Origin of the sequence: Pseudomonas sp. HN11 (genome assembly GCF_021390155.1) — a bacterium.
Lineage (GTDB): Bacteria > Pseudomonadota > Gammaproteobacteria > Pseudomonadales > Pseudomonadaceae > Aquipseudomonas.
In genome coordinates this window covers 5,194,819-5,211,816 of record NZ_CP089985.1, presented here as the reverse complement: position 1 = coordinate 5,211,816, position 16,998 = coordinate 5,194,819, and the positions used below count along the sequence as shown (strand labels likewise).

Below are 16,998 nucleotides of genomic sequence, written 5' to 3'. Positions count from 1 at the left end.
TTCGTACTCTCGGACGCCTTGCATCCTACTCCGCGCGGGGAATGCTGTGAGCCCACCGCCCGACAAAAGCGCAAGATTGTGCAAGAGCGCGCCAGCGATCGTAGGCCACACTGGGGCTCAATCGATGGAGCCCGCTATGAACCTTTCCCTGTATTTACTCACCGTGCTGATCTGGGGCACCACCTGGATCGCCCTTAAATGGCAGCTGGGCGTGGTGGCGATTCCGGTGTCCATCGTCTATCGCTTTGGCCTGGCGGCGCTGGTGCTGTTTGCGCTGTTGCTGGTGAGTCGCAAGTTGCAGGTGATGAGCCGGCGCGGGCATTTGATCTGTCTGGCCCAGGGGCTGTGCCTGTTTTGCGTGAATTTCATGTGTTTCCTGACGGCCAGTCAATGGATCCCCAGCGGGTTGGTGGCGGTGGTGTTTTCCACGGCGACGCTGTGGAATGCGCTGAATGCCCGGGTGTTTTTCGGCCAGCGTGTTGCACGTAATGTGTTAATGGGCGGCGGGCTGGGCTTGACGGGCTTGGGCCTGCTGTTCTGGCCGGAACTGGTGGGGCATACCGCGAGCCCGCAGACCTTGCTCGGCTTGGGATTGGCGTTGCTGGGGACGATGTGTTTCTCAGCTGGCAATATGCTATCGAGCCTGCAACAGAAGGCCGGACTGAGGCCGTTGACCACTAATGCCTGGGGCATGTTGTATGGTTCGTTGATGCTGGCGACCTATTGTGTGTTGCGCGCGATTCCCTTTGAAATGGACTGGAGCGCGCGGTACATCGGCGCCCTGTGGTACTTGGTGATCCCTGGTTCGGTCATCGGCTTTACCGCGTATCTGACCCTGGTCGGGCGTATGGGGCCGGAGCGCGCCGCGTATTGCACGGTGCTGTTCCCGGTGGTGGCGCTGAATGTGTCGGCGTTTGCCGAAGGCTACCAGTGGACGGCACCGGCGTTGGCGGGGTTGGTGCTGGTGATGCTGGGCAATGTGTTGGTGTTTCGCAAGCCCAAGCCAGCACCTGCCGCCGCCGAGAAAGCCTTACTTCAACCCTAAACGCTTGGCCATCCGCCCGAGGTTGGCGCGGTCCAGGCCGAGTTCGCGGGCAGCGCTGGCCCAGTTGTGCTGATGGCGCTCCAGGCAGGCGCTGATCACCTGGCGCTGATACTGTTCGGTGACTTGACGCAGGTCGCCGGTCACGACGGTTACCACGTCGGTTGGCTCCTCGATCAGCGGTATGCTGACATCGGGCAAGTCCAGGTCCTGGGCATTCAAGCTGAGAATTTTCGGACGCTCGCGACAGTTCCCCAAGGCTTTGAGCGCGCTGCGTCCGATCAAATGCTCCAGTTCTCTCACGTTACCCGGCCAGTTATAGGCCAGCAGTGCCGCCTGGGCATCGCTGGTCAGGCGCAGGCTGCCCAGGCCCATGCGTGAGCGGTTCTGTTCGAGGAAGAAACCGGCCAGCAGCAATACATCGCGCCCGCGCTCGCGCAGCGCCGGTACTTGCAGCGGGTACACGCTGAGGCGGTGATAGAAGTCGGCGCGGTAGCGGCCATTGCGCACTTCATCGGCGAGGTCGCGGTTGGTGGCGGCGATCAGGCGCACATCCACTTGGTGTTCCTTGTCCGAGCCCAGGCGTTGCAACTGACCACTTTGCAGCACCCGCAGCAACTTGGCCTGCACGGTCAACGACAGTTCGCCCACTTCATCGAGAAACAACGTGCCGCCATTGGCCAGTTCGAACTTGCCGCGACGTTCGTTCAACGCGCCGGTAAAGGCCCCGCGCACATGGCCAAACAGCTCGCTTTCCACCAGGGTTTCCGGCAGGGCGGCGCAATTGAGGCTGATCAGCGGTTTATCCGCACGCGTTGAGGCAGCGTGGATGGCCTGGGCCACCAGTTCTTTACCAACGCCGGTTTCGCCGGTGATCAGCACGGTGAGGTCACTGCCGCCCACCAGCTTGATCTCTTCCACTAAGCGCTTGTGGGGTTTGCTCTGGCCGATCATTTCCTTGTGCTGCTGGCCGCTGGCTTCGCGGTAGATTTCGGCGCGCAGGGTCAGGTGTTCGATGCGTTCGGCTACATTGACGGTGGCGGCGGCGAGGCTGGCGAAGGCTTGCAGGGCATCCAGTTCCACGCGCTCGAAGCGTTCGGTGTCGAGGGCGTCCAGGGTCAGCAGGCCCCAAGGCTGATCGTCGACGAACAGGGGACACCCCATGCAATCGTGGACTTCCAGATGTCCGTGTAATCCATCGACCAAGCCGTCGTAGGGGTCGGGCAATTCGCTGTCACTGTCAAACCGCGTGGGGCCGGCGCTGCTCAGCAACACGGCGAAACGCGGGTGTTCGCTGACCTTGAAACGTCTGCCCAGGGTGTCGGCGCTCAAACCGTCTACGGCCAGCGGCACCAGCCATTCACCGTCCAGGCGCAACAGCGCGGCGGCGTCACAGGGCAGCAGGGCGCGCATGGCTTGCAACAGGCGGCGGTAACGCTCGCCTTCGGGCAGTTCACGGGACAGGTCGGCGACCAGGGGCAGCAGGGTGGTGAGCAGCGAATGCGCAGTCATAATGACTCCTTGTAGTCCTTATGACTATACGGTGTAGGAAGTCATATTGACTACATTTTAATCAAGCAATTGAAATTAAACGTTTTATTAGTTGGCACGAATACTGAGTAGGTAAGGCAATCGATAAAGAAGCCCAGGAGGCTCCCATGCTGAATGCCCAAGACCGTGCCATCGTCAAATCCACCGTGCCCCTGCTGGAAAGCGGCGGCGAAGCGCTGATCACCCATTTCTACCGCATGATGCTTTGCGAGTACCCGGAAGTTCGCCCGCTGTTCAATCAGGCCCACCAAGCCAGCGGCGACCAGCCCCGCGCCCTGGCAAACGGCGTGTTGATGTACGCGCGGCATATCGACCAGTTGGACCAACTGGGTGACCTGGTGGCCAAGATCATCAACAAGCACGTGGCCCTGCAGATTCTGCCGGAGCATTACCCGATCGTCGGCGCCTGCCTGCTGCGCGCGATTTCCGAAGTGCTGGGCAGCGAGATCGCGACCCCTGAGGTGATGAGTGCCTGGGGCGCGGCCTACGGCCAACTGGCGGATATCCTGATCAGCGCCGAGGCGGCCATCTATGAAGAGAAAGCCCTGGCCCCTGGTGGCTGGCGGGGGGCGCGACCGTTCCTGCTGGTCAAGCGCGTGGAGGAGAGCGACGAGATCATCTCCTTCTACTTTGCACCCGTGGACAATGGTCCGATCCTCGCCGCTGCACCGGGCCAATACATCGGCATGAAGTTGGTACTGGATGGCGAGGAAGTACGCCGCAACTATTCCTTGTCAGCCCTGACCGATGCTGGCCTGTACCGCATCAGCGTCAAGCGCGAAGCCGGTGGGAGGGTGTCCAATTACTTGCATGACCAGATGCATGTGGGGGCGACCATCGACCTGTTCCCACCTTCGGGTGAATTCACCCTGGCGGCCAGCGACAAACCGTTGGTGCTGATTAGCGGTGGGGTGGGTATTACGCCGACCTTGCCGATGCTGGAGGCCGCCCTGGCCACCGAGCGACCTGTGCACTTCATCCACTGCGCCCGTAATGGCGGGGTGCATGCGTTCCGTGATTGGGTGGATGCCCTGGCGGCGAAGCACCCGCAGCTCAAGCGCTTCTATTGCTACGCCGAAGATGATGGCGTGAGCCCGGCAGCGGACAAGGTCGGCCTGCTGAGCCAGGAGCAACTGGCCGCCTGGTTGCCCGAGCAACGCGACATTGACGCTTACTTCCTCGGGCCTAAAGGCTTCATGGGCGCGATCAAGCGTCACCTCAAGGCCTTGGGTGTACCCGCGAAGCAAAGCCATTACGAGTTCTTCGGCCCCGCCGCCGCCCTGGAGTAACACGCTCAAAAATGTGGGAGCGGGCTTGCTCCCACATTTGCTTATCTATTTCTCAGATTAATCCCCCGTTAACCCCTCTCTGTTTAAACCACTCCCTGTGTGTAAACTTGCGGCCATTGGCACAACCAAACAAAGGGAACCGGAAATGAGTGACGAATTGCGTTTAGGCAGGGAGCGGCGCTTTCTGGTGTTGCTGGGCATCATCTGCCTGGCGCTGATCGGCGGTGCACTGTACATGCAGGTGGTGCTGGGCGAGGCACCATGCCCGCTGTGCATCCTGCAACGCTACGCCTTGTTGCTGATCGCGATCTTCGCGTTCATCGGCGCGGCCATGCGCACCAAAGGGGCGCTCACGTTTTTCGAAGGGCTGGTGATACTCAGCGCCCTTGGCGGCGTGGCAGCCGCCGGCCACCACGTGTACACCCAGTTTTATCCACAGGTCAGCTGCGGCATTGATGTGCTGCAACCGATCGTCGATGACCTGCCACTGGCCAAGGTGTTCCCCCTGGGCTTTCAGGTCGATGGCTTCTGCAGTACCCCGTATCCGCCCGTGCTGGGCCTGTCCCTGGCACAGTGGGCGCTGGTCGCGTTTGTACTGACCGTGATCCTGGTGCCGTTGGGCATTTACCGGAATCGCCAGCGCAAAGCCTGAGCCCATCCTTGCAACGCCCCGGTTTTTCTTGAGGGAGGACCGGGGCGTTTTTGCTTGTAGGGATTTGTGAACAGAACGTGACGCCGGACAATTTCAGGTGCGCGCAGTGTGCGACATGTTGTCACACGGAAGCGGCCGCAGGACGTTTCTGGCCCGCAGAGTGACCGCTTAAATTTGCATAAAACAGTCAAGATGTGCTGTCAGTTCATGGTTCTGGCGCTTCCACGAACCTCAGGCCATGCCAGCAAATGCATGGTGTCCGAATGCCTTGTTTTATGGGGGCTTGCATCGCTTTGGCTTGTCCTTACAGGCCGTAAGGGTTGCGATGGATTGCCCTATAACACTGCAATTTTTGTGGTTTTTGTTGAGAATCTAACGCGATAAGATCGCGAACCTTTGCAATATTGGTGAAGGATTATTGCTGTAATCGATAAAAATTATTTCTTTATAAGACATGGTTTATACAACGCTAGCTAACTACAATCGCCCGCACTGAATGTCCGGTGCTGTTCAATATTTGAGCGCTGGAGCGGTCGAGGGGCAGATGGATGGCTCTGTGCGACCCCAAGGTTCCGACAGCCTTTCAACTATCCGCACCAAATGGAATTGGTCTGTAACAAGGCCTTTAACCACGAAATCGAATAAGAACTCACCGCAGGTCCGTGAAACGCCTCTTTATGGCGCGATGGGCAGGCTCTTATTCAATCGAAGAGAAATGCCAACCCTTGGCAGGGTGAAGTGTTGGCGATCAAAACCCAACTGCATTGCGCAAGCTGCTTTAGAGGTCGTGAGATGAGTAAAAACAGGTACCCCCGATTACTAGGCTTTTTGCCGCTGCTTGGCATGATGTTAATGCTGGGAGGCTGCAAGTGGACCTTGATGGACCCAAAAGGACAGATCGGTCTGGATCAACGAAACCTGATCATCACCGCCACCCTGCTGATGCTGCTGGTCGTGGTCCCTGTGATCATCATGACCTTCGCCTTCGCCTGGAAATACCGCGCGTCGAACACCAGCGCTACCTACGCGCCTAAGTGGTCGCATTCCACCAAGATCGAAATCGCGGTGTGGCTGGTGCCGATCCTCATCATCATCGCCCTGGGTTACATCACCTACAAGTCGACCCACGAGCTGGACCCGTACCGTCCGCTGGAGTCCGACGTCAAGCCGATCAACATCGAAGTGGTCGCGCTGGATTGGAAGTGGCTGTTCATCTACCCGGACCTGGGTATCGCCACGGTCAACGAGATCCAGTTCCCGGAAAACACCCCGCTGAACTTCCGGATCACCTCCGATGCCGTGATGAACTCGTTCTTCATCCCGGCCCTGGGCGGCCAGATCTACGCGATGGCAGGCATGCAAACCCGCCTGCACCTGATTGCCAACGAAAAAGCTGAAATGGAAGGCATCTCCGCAAACTACAGCGGCGCTGGCTTCACCGGCATGAAATTCAAAGCGATCTCGACGAGCCAGGAAGGTTTCAACGCCTGGGTAGCCGAAGTCAAGGCCGCACCTAAACAGCTTGATCAAGCTGAATACGACGCCCTGACCAAACCAAGCCAGAACAACCCAGTCGCCCTGTACTCCGCGTATGAGCCGAACCTGTTTCAGAAAATCGTCGACAAGTACGAAGGTATGAAGCCAGGCAAGCCGGTCAAGCACGAGAAGAAAGAAGTGGCCGCGGTTGAAGGTTCTGACACGGGCTCGCATTCAACTGCTGGGGCAGAGGAGTAAACGATGTTTGGTAAATTAAGTTGGGATGCGGTCCCGTTCCACGAGCCGATCGTAATGGTGACCATCGCCATGATCGCGCTGGGTGGTCTGGCACTCGTAGCGGGTATCACCTATTTCAAGAAATGGTCCTACCTGTGGACCGAGTGGCTGACGTCGGTCGACCACAAGAAAATCGGCGTCATGTACGTCATCGTTGCCATGGTCATGCTGCTGCGTGGTTTTGCCGACGCCATCATGATGCGTACCCAGTTGGCCATGGCCACCGAGGGTTCGCCTGGCTACCTGCCACCTGAACACTATGACCAGATCTTCACCGCTCACGGTGTGATCATGATTATCTTCATGGCGATGCCATTCTTCACCGGCCTGATGAACCTTGCCTTGCCGCTGCAGATCGGTGCCCGTGACGTTGCCTACCCGTTCCTGAACTCCCTGAGCTTCTGGCTGCTGGTTTCCGGCGTGGTGCTGATCAACGTGTCCCTGGGCGTCGGCGAATTCGCCAAGACCGGTTGGGTTGCGTATCCGCCATTGTCGGGCCTGCAATACAGCCCTGGCGTGGGTGTGGACTACTATATCTGGGCCCTACAGTTATCAGGGCTCGGGACGACATTGACGGGGGTCAACTTCCTGGCCACCGTCCTGAAAATGCGCGCCCCTGGCATGAAACTGATGGACATGCCGATCTTCACCTGGACCTGCACCTGGGCAAACGTACTGATCGTGGCATCGTTCCCGATCCTGGCCGCTACCATGGCGCTGCTGTCGCTTGACCGTTACCTGGATTTCCACATTTTCACCAATGAACTTGGTGGCAATCCAATGATGTACGTGAACCTGTTCTGGGCATGGGGTCACCCTGAGGTGTACATCCTGATCCTGCCAGCGTTCGGTATCTTCTCCGAAGTGATCTCGACCTTTACCGGCAAGCGCCTGTTCGGTCACCACTCGATGGTCTACGCATCGGGCGCAATCTCGGTACTGGGCTTCATGGTGTGGCTGCACCACTTCTTCACCATGGGTTCGGGGGCCAGCGTCAACGCCTTCTTCGGCCTGGCGACGATGCTGATTTCCATCCCGACGGGGGTAAAGCTATTCAACTGGCTGTTCACCATCTACCACGGCCGTCTGCGCATGACCAGCCAGGTGCTGTGGACCCTGGGCTTCATGGTGACCTTCGCCATCGGCGGCATGACCGGCGTACTGCTGGCCATCCCGGGTGCTGACTTCGTGCTGCACAACAGCCTGTTCGTGATCGCTCACTTCCACAACGTGATCATCGGTGGTGCTGTCTTCGGTTACATCGCTGGCTTCAGCTTCTACTTCCCGAAAGCGTTCGGCTTCAAGCTGCACGAAGGCTGGGGCAAGGCTGCATTCTGGTTCTGGATCTCGGGCTTCTTCGTCGCGTTCATGCCGCTCTACGCACTGGGTTTCATGGGCATGACCCGTCGTCTGAACGCCACTACCAACCCTGAGTGGGTGCCGTACCTGTACGTCGCCATGTTCGGTGCGGTGATGATCGCGGTAGGTATCGCCTGCCAGCTGATCCAGCTGTACGTGAGTGTCCGTGACCGTAAGCAGAACGCTTGCGAATCCGGTGACCCATGGAATGGCCACACCCTGGAATGGTCGACCTCGTCGCCACCACCGTTCTACAACTTCGCCGTGATCCCTACTGCGAACACCATTGATGCGTTCACCGAAGCCAAGGAAGACGGTACTGCGTACCAGCGTCCTAAGCACTACGAACCGATCCACATGCCAAACAACACTGCCACTGGCGTAGTGATGGGCGCGCTGTTGACCGTGTTCGGTTTCGCGATGATCTGGCACATCTGGTGGCTGGCAATCGCGAGCCTGGTGGGCACTATCGGTTACTTCATCATTCACGCTGCCCGTGATGATCAAGGCTACATGGTGCCGGTCGAAACGATCGAACGCATCGAAGCCGAGCAGCACGCTCGCCTGGTAGCCGAGAAGAAGATTCCGGCCAACCGTGTAGAAACCTCGTTGGAACAGGCTTAAACCATGTCGAACTTAGTGACCAATGCTGGACACGCCCATGTCGATGACCATGGGCACGATGACCATCACCACGACTCGGGGCCGATGACCGTTTTCGGTTTCTGGCTCTACCTGATGACCGACTGCATCTTGTTTGCGTCGATCTTCGCGGTGTACGCGGTACTGGTAAACAACGTAGCGGGTGGCCCGTCGGGCCACGACATCTTCGAACTGCCTTACGTGCTCGGCGAAACCGCCTTGCTGTTGTTCAGTTCGATCACCTACGGCTTCGCCATGTTGGCCTTCTACAAGGGCAACAAGAAAGGCGTACTGAGCTGGTTGGCACTGACCTTCCTGTTCGGCCTGGGCTTCATCGGCATGGAGATCAACGAGTTCCACCTGCTGATCTCCGAAGGCTACGGCCCGCACCGTAGTGGCTTCCTGTCTGCGTTCTTTACGCTGGTAGGCACCCACGGTCTGCACGTAACAGCCGGCCTGCTGTGGATGGCGGTGATGATGTATCAGGTCAATAAACACGGCCTGACCAACACCAACAAGACTCGCCTGAGCTGCCTGAGCCTGTTCTGGCACTTCCTGGACGTGGTCTGGATCTGCGTCTTCACCGTTGTTTACCTGATGGGGACTCTGTAATGGCTAATGCACACTCCCATGACCATGACAGCCATGATGCGAGCCACGGCAGCGTTAAGTCGTACGCCATCGGCTTCATCCTGTCGGTAATCCTGACGCTCATCCCGTTCGGTCTGGTGATGTACCCGACCCTGCCGAAGTCGATCACCTTGATGATCGTCCTGGCGTTCGCGGTGATTCAGGTGCTGGTCCACCTGGTGTACTTCCTGCACCTGGATCGTTCCAAGGAGCAGCGCGACAACGTGGTTGCGTTCGTGTTCGCAGGGATCGTAATCGTACTGCTGGTTGGCCTGTCGATATGGATCATGTTCAGCATCCATACGTTCATGATGGCGAAGTGAGGTAAGACCCGATGTCGCTTAAGCACTTTATCCAAATCACCAAACCGGGGATCATTTTCGGTAACGTGCTTTCTGTGGCGGGCGGTTTCTTCCTGGCCTCCAAGGGACATGTCGATCTGGCCATCTTCCTGGCTGCAATGATCGGCACTTCCCTGGTGGTAGCTTCCGGATGTGTGTTCAACAACTGCATTGACCGTGACATCGATATCAAGATGGAGCGCACCAAGAATCGCGTGCTGGTCCAGGGCCTTATCTCCCTGAAGCTGGCACTGATCTATGCGACCGTCCTGGGTGTTGCCGGTGTGGCGTTGTTGTACAAAGTGGCCAACCCGTTGGCGGCACTGTTTGCCGTGATCGGTTTTGTCATCTACGTCGGCCTCTACAGCCTGTACCTCAAGCGCAAGTCGGTTCACGGCACGCTGGTGGGCAGCCTGTCGGGGGCGATGCCGCCGGTGATTGGTTATGTGGCTGTAACCAATAGCTTCGATATGGCCGCGCTGACGCTACTGGTGATGTTCAGCCTGTGGCAGATGCCGCATTCCTACGCCATCGCGATTTTCCGCTTCAATGACTACCTGGCTGCGTCGATTCCGGTCCTGCCGGTCAAGCGTGGCATCCAGGTCGCCAAGAAACACATCCTGCTGTACATCCTGGCCTTCCTCGTGGCGACCTTGATGTTGACCTTCAGTGGCTACGCCGGCATGAGTTACCTTGCCGTCGCCGCCGCCATGGGCATGTACTGGTTGTACATGGCCTGGACCGGCTACAAGGCGGTGGACGACACCGTCTGGGCACGCAAGCTGTTCGTGTTCTCGATCTTCACCATCACCGCGCTGAGCGTGATGATGTCCCTGGATTTCCAAGTGCCGAAAGAGCTGTTGCTGACCTACGCTCACTGAGTGGTCCCGCAGTGAAAAAGCCCCGCCTTCGAGAGAAGCGCGGGGCTTTTTCTTGGGCGTGGTTTTAAATTCGCGGGCATGTTTCTCGTCATACCCCTCTGTACGAGCTGTGCGAATCCATTACCCGTCTACAAGGAGTTGCCATATGGTCAGCGTTAGTCGTCGCTCCCTTCTCGCCCTGGGCGCGGCCCTGCCATTGTTGGGACGCCTGGATTGGGCCGTCGCCAGCCCACCGCCGACCAAGGCCGACAAGGTACTGCTCAACTACAACGAAAGCCCCTACGGGCCCTCCCAGGCCGCCCGTGAAGCGATGCAGCGTGGCATCGCGACGTCCGGGCGTTATCCCTACAACCACATGTACGCCCTGGCCGGATTGTTTGCCCAGCAGCAGGGCATTGCCGAAGAACAGGTGGCAGTGTTTGCCGGCTCCATGGCCGCCTTGCGTTATGCGGTGCTGGCATTTACCAGTGAAACCCGCGGGCTGGTGATGGCCGCGCCGTCCTACGAAGTGCCGCGCCAGGCCGCGCAGGCGAACAAGACGCCGGTGCAGCAAGTCAGCCTCAACGCTGACCACGCCCACGACATCCCGGCCATGCTCACCGCCGATCCACAGGCCGGCATGCTCTACCTGTGCAACCCCAACAACCCCACTGGCACCGTTACGCCCGTCGACGCCATCCGCCAGGCATTAGCGGACAAACCCAAAGGCAGCGTGCTGGTGGTGGACGAGGCCTACATCGATTTCGCCGATGTGCCCAGTGTGGTCAGTTGGGTCAAGGATCACGACGACCTGCTGGTGCTGCGCACGTTCTCGAAAATATACGGCATGGCTGGCGCCCGCCTGGGCTTGGCGATCGGCCATCCAGCGTTGCTGGAAAGCCTGGCCGTGTTTGGCGGCGACAATGTCCCGGCCGGCACCACCTTGCTCGGCGGCCTCGCCAGCCTGGAAGACGTGAAGCTGTTGCCACAACGCAAGGCCCTCAACAATCAGTTGCGTGATGAAACCGTGGCCTGGTTGAAGGGGCGCGGTTTCAGTTGCACGGCCTCCCAGGCCAACTGCTTCATGATCGACGTGAGGCAACCGGCGGAGCAGGTGATCGAGAGGCTTGCAGCGCAAGGCGTGATGATCGGCCGGGTGTTCAAAGGCTGGCCGCAGTGGGTGCGGGTGACGGTGGGGGATAAGCGCGAGATGGCGCGGTTTCGCGAGGTGTTTGCGGCACAGGTCAGTTGATGCGACGCAGAACAAATGTGGGAGCAAGCCCGCTCCCACTAGGGTTTCAGCAGTGCTGCTGGTAATGGGTTACTGCTGCGCGATGCTGTACCCATCGAACGCACTCTGCTGCTGCAACGCAGTAATCACGCTCTTGCGGCTCAACGGTTGCTCGGCACCGGAGTTATCTACGAAGCTCTCGACTTCCAATTCCGCCTCATCCCCTTCACCCACAAAGCTGAAGCCCAGGAACTCGAACGCCTCACGGTCGACGTTCAGCTTCGAACGTGGCGTGCGCAGCGGCAGGGTGACGCTGATGCCATCCTTGCTGATCACAAACACTTCGGCTTCTTTCTTGGGCCGTGACGCCTTGTTCTTGCCGGCACTCGGGTTGCTGATGGCCTGGTGGCTCTGGTTCAGCACTTTCAATGCCAGGCCGTAGACCAGTTCCTGGAACTCGGGGTCGTCCTTGAAGCTGGACAGGATGCGGCTAATGGAAAACTGGCTGCTCAGGTTTTCCAGGGCAGCGTTATCAGCGGCCTCGGCATCCTTGAGTTGCTTGAGCTGACCCATCAGGTCATAGGCCTTGTCGTCGTCGAAAGCATCATGGGCCTGACGGATAGCCACGCGCAGCTCGCGGATCTGGTCGCTTTCCTTGGACGTGTGGAACGCGTCCAGCACCATCTCACTGATGATTTTAGCGGCGGGCACATGCTGTGAAAGATTGATGGCGTTTTCGTATTCGGCTTTTGAGTGCAAGGCGACTACGGATTCTTCGGCGGCGGATGTTTCGGTGTAAGAATCGGACATTGAAATTTCACTACTTCAGTAAACGAGGACAAAAAAGCGTCGGGCATTTTCAGGGGGGAGGGAGGTCAGGTCAAGGCAGCACTCTGCCCCCATCAATTTGTCCGGCCGTTTCTTAAGCGATGAGCTGTTTGAAGCAGGCTTCCAGGATATCCAAGCCTTCCTCCAGTACCGCAGGCTCGGTGGTCAGCGGTGCCAGCAAGCGGATGATATGCCGCGACTTGCCACTGGGCATCAGCAGCAGGCCGGCGTTGCGCGCCAGCTCCAGCAGTTGCGCCAGTTGCCGGGGGGCAGGCGTGCCGTCCGCGTTAGTCAGCTCGATACCGCGCATGGCGCCTACGCCGGTCAGGTGCCCGAGGTAAGGCGACAGGCCCTGCGCGCGCCAGGTTTGATAACGGCTGACGATGGCTTCTTCCTGTTGTGAACCCCAGGTTTCCAGGTGTTCATCGGTCATCGCATCGAGAGTTGCCAATGCTGCGGCGCAGGCAATAGGGTTACCAGAGTAGGTGCCGCCCAGGCCGCCTTTGGGCAGGTTGTCCATCAGTGTCTTGCGTCCAACGACCGCGCCCAGCGGTACACCGCCAGCGATGCTTTTACCCAGCAGGATCAGGTCCGGTTCGATCCCCAGGCGCGAGAAGGCAAAGCGCTGGCCGGTACGGCCAAAGCCGGATTGGATTTCATCGGCAATCAGCAGGATGTTGTGCTCATCGCAAAAACGCCTTAGTGCTTGGGCGAACTCGATATCCAGTGCGAGAAATCCCCCCTCACCCTGTACAGGTTCGATGATGAAACAGGCTACATCGTTGACGTCGATTTCTACGTTGAACAGACGCTCCATAGCCTTCAGCGCCTCGGCGCAGGTTACGCCGTTATCGGCACTGGGGTAGGGCAGGTGATACACGGGCCCTGGTAGTACACCGACCTTTTGCTTGTAGGGCGCGACCTTGCCATTGAGGTTGAGCGTGGCCAGGGTGCGGCCATGGAACGCGCCGTCAAACGCGATCACCGCCGTGCGGCCGGTGGCGCCGCGCACGATCTTCAGCGCGTTTTCCGCCGCCTCCGCGCCGCTGTTGGTGAGCATGCCGCTGACCGGGTAGTCCACCGGGATAAACGCGGTAAGGCGATCCATCAGCTCGATATAGGGCGCGTGAGGTGCGGCATTGAACGCGTAGTGGGTCAGTTTGGTCGCCTGGTCACGAATCGCCTCGACCACGCCGGGGTGGCAATGCCCGAGGTTGAGCACCCCAATACCGCCGACAAAATCGATATAGCGTTTGCCCGAGGTGTCCCAGACCTCGGCGTTTTTACCGTGGCTGAGGCTGATGGGGTGAACGATGGAAATCGACTGGCTAATGGTTTCGCGGCTCATGAATCGAGGACTCGGCAGTGGCGGACTTGTTTTTATCTAAGCCGGGCGCCCGCCCTTGTCGCAAACGAAATAAAGTCGCCGGGTCATGACTGAAAGTCGGGATGTGCGCCGGTGCACTCCACCATCCTGTTCAGGAATGCCTGCGCTTTGGGAGGCTCGCCGGCATGTTCGGCATGCGCGATAAAGTACGCGCCGCTGCTCGGCATTGCGTAGTCCCATGGCATCATCAAACTGCCCTGGGCCAGTTCTTCGGCCAGGGCAGCGTGCTGAAGATCAAGCGCGGGCTCAACGCGCTGTGGAACAATGGTGGCATCCAGTACGCGCCGCCGATTCGATAACACGCTGGGGTGTTATTCGGACACGCCATCCTTCCCCGCCGCCTTGGCGCGATACAGCGCTTGATCGGCACGCGCTATCAAGGCAGCGGGGGCTTCATCGGTTTGACGCTCGGCCACACCCAGGCTCAGGGTGACCTTGAAGTCGTCCCTGTGCGGGCTGTTCTTCAACTTCAGACGGATACTCGCCGCCATTGTTTTTGCGATCTCCAGCGAGGTTCTGGGCAGTACCAGCACAAACTCATCGCCACCCCATCGGGCCAGCAGGTCATCAGGGCGGATACAGCTTTGCAGGCATTTAACCGCCTGCACCAGCGTCTGATCGCCCACCCCGTGACCGTATCGGTCATTGATCGATTTGAAGTCATCAACGTCCATCGCAACAAGAGACAGCGGCAGACGAAAGCGCTGGGCGCGGTCGCATTCTTCCAGCAGGAATTTTTCCAGGCGGTAGCGATTGGCGACGAGGGTCAAGGCGTCCCTTTCAGCCAGAGAGCGATTCTCGTCCAGCTGCAGCTGCAACTGCTGGTTGACCCGCGACAGCTCGCGTGTGCGCTCCGCCACCAGTGCTTCAAGGGACTGGTTGCGCCGCTCTAACTGTTCGACGGAGCTTTTGCGTAGGTCTATATTGCGGTGGGCACCCACCATGCGCGCGACCGAGCCGTCAGCATTGCGCTCAATCACGTAGCCCCGGTCTTCGATCCACAAGTAGCTGCCATCTTTTTTGCGGCAACGGTATTCAGCTTGATAGTGAGGGGCACGGCGGTGGATGTAGTCGTCAAACAGCTTCATCACCCGAGGGTAGTCATCCCGATGGATCACGTTCTCCCAGGTGAATACGCTGTTCTCCAGCGCATGGCGGTGATAGCCCAGCATTTCGTACCAGCCTGGGTTGCGGTAGACGAACCCGGTATTGGCGTTCCAATCCCATATTCCGTCGCTGACCAGCTCCAGAATGGTGTGCAGCATGTCAGCGTTGAAGTGAGAGAAATCTTGCTTTAAGGAGTTATTGTCGGAGGCATCGTTCATCTGCGCTTTCCTTGCACGAGCAGGTGTTCGAGGCCTGCCGTTGTTGACGCCCATACTCCGTGGCTGGCGCTACTGTACAACAGCACTGGGGTGCTTTGAACAGGTCAAATGTACGATCAAAGACTGATAGCGATTAGCTATTATTCTGGTGCGATCATTTTCGTCTGCGGTTTCCCATCCGCGTTGTGCTGGTAAATTGCCTCAGGCTGGCCCTGCTCGTTAAAAAACACCTGGCCGATCCCTGCCGAATTCCACAACCGTTCTCCCGCTTCAGCATGCTCCGGAATATGTGGCACCACCTGCATGGTGCGACGGCGCGTAAACCAGTTGAGCGGCGAGCGGGGCGAATAGAACCAGCGGTTTAGGCGGTCGAACCACTCCAGTAATCGCGGTGGGAATTCGTTCTTGATACCGCTGCTGGTAATCTGCCAGATCCTGGGACCGGCATTGCGGTGGCGGATCAGCACTTCATAGACGAACGAGTAGTGCACATCACCCGAGAGGATCACGTAGTTCCCCGGGGTACGTGAGTGACGGAAGATATTGAGGATCACCTGGGCAGCGCCGCGATGGGCCATCCAGTTCTCTGCGTCCACCAGCAAGGGGTGGCCGCACCAGCTGAAAATCTTCTGTACTGTCTCGATCAATTTCACGCCAAAGATCGGTGCGGGCGAGACGATGATGGCCGAGGGGTGGTCGAGCAGTTCCTGCTGCAGTTCGCTCAAGGCTTCCCAGTCCAGCAAGCCGGAAGGTTGCTTGAGGGTGAACTCGCTGCGCCAACGTCGAGTGCGGGTGTCGAGCACCACCAACGCGGGGGTGGTGGGCAGCACGTAATGCCAGCGTTGGAATCTGAGCAACGTTTCGAGCAATTCATCCTGCGCGGCTGCATTCAGGTGGTTGGCCTGGGCCTGAGCAGTGAGCGTTTGGGTTTGGTCGATCAGCTCGTCAAACGCATCCGGTTGGTTACCCCAACCTTGGCACAGCAGGTAAGCCAGCAGGGCGTTGCCGATGATGCGCTTGGAGAAGGGGTGGCCGTAGGCGGTCTCTTCCCATTGGGCGCTGAGGTTCCAGTCGTCGGTGATGTCGTGATCGTCAAAGATCATCAAGGTAGAGAGGTGGGCGAAGACCCGCGCAGCACCCGGCAGTCCGTCGCGGAACCGGTCGATCTGCACCTGCTCGCGAGCGTAGCGCTGTTGTCTTTCCACGCTCAATTGTGGCGGTTCCGGCGTGATCAATGCCCAGGGCGTGGGCGACCACACCAGCAAGTACATCGCGATGACTTCAGCGAAGGTCACCAGATGGTTGTCGGCGGTACTACTGGTGAAGATAGGTTTTTTTACACCGCCAAAGAAGCGTTCGCGCAGGGTCTCATTACTGTCCAGCGCTGGCAGCAGATCGGCGCGATGGTAATAGCTGGCGCTATGCCCGTAGAGACTGGCACTGTCGTCGACCACGGCACCCTCGAGGTATTCATCGAACAGGCCCAAGCGGGTGATCAATGCATGTATCGCCCGCAGCATCGGTCCGGCCACATCGTCGGCGTAGACCTGATCGCCACTCATCATCAGCAGGGCGGGGCGTTCTGCCGGGGTGCACGCGTCGGCCAGCAAGCGGTCGACACACAGCAGTCCTTCGTCGGCACTGTGATGGGGTTTGCGACATGAGCCGTGTACCAACTGATGGATGCGGCTGTGCAATACGAAACTTGGGCAGTGGGTATTGGCATACAGCAGATGTGGAGCCCAGTCGGCGATGCCGATATCGTCGACCCGCAAGTCGTAGCCGATGACTACATTCTGGGGGAGAGGCTGAGGCAGCCGAATGTCGATCAGGTGAATGAACGCGTGACGCCCGACGGGCACGGTTTGGCAGTGTTCTGCGCCAATGCGGATGTCTTGGGTCTCAGCTTGGGGTAATTGCAACCTCAATGACAACGTCAGGGTACGACTTCCCACCAGCCATATGACCAGGCGCTGTGGCTCCAGTCGCCGCAATATCGGGCCGGCAATCACGGTGGGCAGTATTTCGGGTTGAGGCATGAAGGCAGGAACTCACACAGGGTAAAACCAAAAGGGTAACCCAGAGAAT

Annotated in this window: 15 protein-coding genes; 10 read left to right on the top strand and 5 right to left on the bottom strand. The window is 58.7% G+C overall.

Going from position 1 to position 16,998, the window contains the following annotated elements:
* The first annotated feature begins 136 nt into the window (after positions 1-136).
* Positions 137-1,045, top strand: coding sequence for a DMT family transporter (locus LVW35_RS23870; protein WP_233892294.1), 909 nt, complete (start codon positions 137-139; stop codon positions 1,043-1,045).
* Here the strand turns inward: LVW35_RS23870 and norR are convergent.
* Positions 1,031-2,554, bottom strand: a complete 1,524-nt coding sequence (gene norR, locus LVW35_RS23865; protein ID WP_233892293.1) for a nitric oxide reductase transcriptional regulator NorR — start codon at positions 2,552-2,554, stop codon at positions 1,031-1,033. The genes LVW35_RS23870 and norR overlap by 15 nt on opposite strands.
* A gap of 146 nt (positions 2,555-2,700) precedes the next feature.
* Here norR and hmpA point away from each other — a divergent pair, with 146 nt between their 5' ends.
* From hmpA to ptaA, 8 genes are all read left to right on the top strand, one after another.
* Complete coding sequence (gene hmpA / locus LVW35_RS23860; protein WP_233892292.1) at positions 2,701-3,882, top strand: NO-inducible flavohemoprotein; 1,182 nt, start codon at positions 2,701-2,703, stop codon at positions 3,880-3,882.
* A 145-nt stretch (positions 3,883-4,027) separates the two neighbouring features.
* Positions 4,028-4,534, top strand: a complete 507-nt coding sequence (locus LVW35_RS23855; RefSeq protein WP_065874484.1) for a disulfide bond formation protein B — start codon at positions 4,028-4,030, stop codon at positions 4,532-4,534.
* 792 nt (positions 4,535-5,326) lie between these two features.
* On the top strand, positions 5,327-6,268 hold the full coding sequence (gene cyoA / locus LVW35_RS23850; RefSeq protein ID WP_233892291.1) for a ubiquinol oxidase subunit II: 942 nt from the start codon (positions 5,327-5,329) through the stop codon (positions 6,266-6,268).
* A gap of 3 nt (positions 6,269-6,271) precedes the next feature.
* Entirely contained in the window at positions 6,272-8,290 is a 2,019-nt protein-coding gene (gene cyoB, locus LVW35_RS23845; RefSeq protein ID WP_233892290.1) for a cytochrome o ubiquinol oxidase subunit I, read from the top strand.
* Positions 8,291-8,293: 3 nt separating this feature from the next.
* Positions 8,294-8,920: a cytochrome o ubiquinol oxidase subunit III gene (locus LVW35_RS23840; protein ID WP_010206435.1), complete on the top strand. Its 627-nt coding sequence runs from the start codon at positions 8,294-8,296 to the stop codon at positions 8,918-8,920.
* A complete protein-coding gene (cyoD, locus tag LVW35_RS23835) occupies positions 8,920-9,261 on the top strand; it encodes a cytochrome o ubiquinol oxidase subunit IV (protein ID WP_016979640.1) in 342 nt (113 codons plus the stop codon). Before LVW35_RS23840 ends, cyoD begins: the two co-directional genes overlap by 1 nt.
* Positions 9,262-9,272: 11 nt before the next feature.
* A complete protein-coding gene (cyoE, locus tag LVW35_RS23830) occupies positions 9,273-10,160 on the top strand; it encodes a heme o synthase (protein ID WP_003194050.1) in 888 nt (295 codons plus the stop codon).
* A gap of 145 nt (positions 10,161-10,305) precedes the next feature.
* Complete coding sequence (ptaA, locus tag LVW35_RS23825; protein WP_233892289.1) at positions 10,306-11,391, top strand: pyoverdine biosynthesis transaminase PtaA; 1,086 nt, start codon at positions 10,306-10,308, stop codon at positions 11,389-11,391.
* 69 nt (positions 11,392-11,460) lie between these two features.
* Here ptaA and LVW35_RS23820 read toward each other — a convergent pair whose 3' ends face one another.
* Complete coding sequence (locus LVW35_RS23820) at positions 11,461-12,180, bottom strand: hypothetical protein (RefSeq protein WP_233892288.1); 720 nt, start codon at positions 12,178-12,180, stop codon at positions 11,461-11,463.
* A gap of 112 nt (positions 12,181-12,292) precedes the next feature.
* Positions 12,293-13,546 (bottom strand): 2-aminoadipate transaminase, encoded by a 1,254-nt coding sequence (locus LVW35_RS23815; protein WP_233892287.1) that lies wholly within the window; start codon positions 13,544-13,546, stop codon positions 12,293-12,295.
* A gap of 173 nt (positions 13,547-13,719) precedes the next feature.
* Between LVW35_RS23815 and LVW35_RS29275 the strand changes: the two genes are divergently transcribed.
* Complete coding sequence (locus LVW35_RS29275) at positions 13,720-13,884, top strand: hypothetical protein (protein WP_442799702.1); 165 nt, start codon at positions 13,720-13,722, stop codon at positions 13,882-13,884.
* 12 nt (positions 13,885-13,896) lie between these two features.
* Here LVW35_RS29275 and LVW35_RS23805 read toward each other — a convergent pair whose 3' ends face one another.
* Both LVW35_RS23805 and LVW35_RS23800 read right to left on the bottom strand, forming a co-directional pair.
* A complete protein-coding gene (locus tag LVW35_RS23805) occupies positions 13,897-14,910 on the bottom strand; it encodes a sensor domain-containing diguanylate cyclase (protein ID WP_233892286.1) in 1,014 nt (337 codons plus the stop codon).
* Positions 14,911-15,050: 140 nt separating this feature from the next.
* Positions 15,051-16,949, bottom strand: a complete 1,899-nt coding sequence (locus tag LVW35_RS23800; RefSeq protein ID WP_233892285.1) for an alkaline phosphatase D family protein — start codon at positions 16,947-16,949, stop codon at positions 15,051-15,053.
* Positions 16,950-16,998 lie beyond the last annotated feature (49 nt).

What these genes read in the sequence shown, in the direction of transcription:
- LVW35_RS23870 (WP_233892294.1), top strand. Translation starts at nt 137, where the DNA reads ATGAACCTTTCCCTGTATTTACTCACCGTGCTGATCTGGGGCACCACC.
- norR (WP_233892293.1), bottom strand. Translation starts at nt 2,554, where the DNA reads ATGACTGCGCATTCGCTGCTCACCACCCTGCTGCCCCTGGTCGCCGAC.
- hmpA (WP_233892292.1), top strand. Translation starts at nt 2,701, where the DNA reads ATGCTGAATGCCCAAGACCGTGCCATCGTCAAATCCACCGTGCCCCTG.
- LVW35_RS23855 (WP_065874484.1), top strand. Translation starts at nt 4,028, where the DNA reads ATGAGTGACGAATTGCGTTTAGGCAGGGAGCGGCGCTTTCTGGTGTTG.
- cyoA (WP_233892291.1), top strand. Translation starts at nt 5,327, where the DNA reads ATGAGTAAAAACAGGTACCCCCGATTACTAGGCTTTTTGCCGCTGCTT.
- cyoB (WP_233892290.1), top strand. Translation starts at nt 6,272, where the DNA reads ATGTTTGGTAAATTAAGTTGGGATGCGGTCCCGTTCCACGAGCCGATC.
- LVW35_RS23840 (WP_010206435.1), top strand. Translation starts at nt 8,294, where the DNA reads ATGTCGAACTTAGTGACCAATGCTGGACACGCCCATGTCGATGACCAT.
- cyoD (WP_016979640.1), top strand. Translation starts at nt 8,920, where the DNA reads ATGGCTAATGCACACTCCCATGACCATGACAGCCATGATGCGAGCCAC.
- cyoE (WP_003194050.1), top strand. Translation starts at nt 9,273, where the DNA reads ATGTCGCTTAAGCACTTTATCCAAATCACCAAACCGGGGATCATTTTC.
- ptaA (WP_233892289.1), top strand. Translation starts at nt 10,306, where the DNA reads ATGGTCAGCGTTAGTCGTCGCTCCCTTCTCGCCCTGGGCGCGGCCCTG.
- LVW35_RS23820 (WP_233892288.1), bottom strand. Translation starts at nt 12,180, where the DNA reads ATGTCCGATTCTTACACCGAAACATCCGCCGCCGAAGAATCCGTAGTC.
- LVW35_RS23815 (WP_233892287.1), bottom strand. Translation starts at nt 13,546, where the DNA reads ATGAGCCGCGAAACCATTAGCCAGTCGATTTCCATCGTTCACCCCATC.
- LVW35_RS29275 (WP_442799702.1), top strand. Translation starts at nt 13,720, where the DNA reads ATGCGCGATAAAGTACGCGCCGCTGCTCGGCATTGCGTAGTCCCATGG.
- LVW35_RS23805 (WP_233892286.1), bottom strand. Translation starts at nt 14,910, where the DNA reads ATGAACGATGCCTCCGACAATAACTCCTTAAAGCAAGATTTCTCTCAC.
- LVW35_RS23800 (WP_233892285.1), bottom strand. Translation starts at nt 16,949, where the DNA reads ATGCCTCAACCCGAAATACTGCCCACCGTGATTGCCGGCCCGATATTG.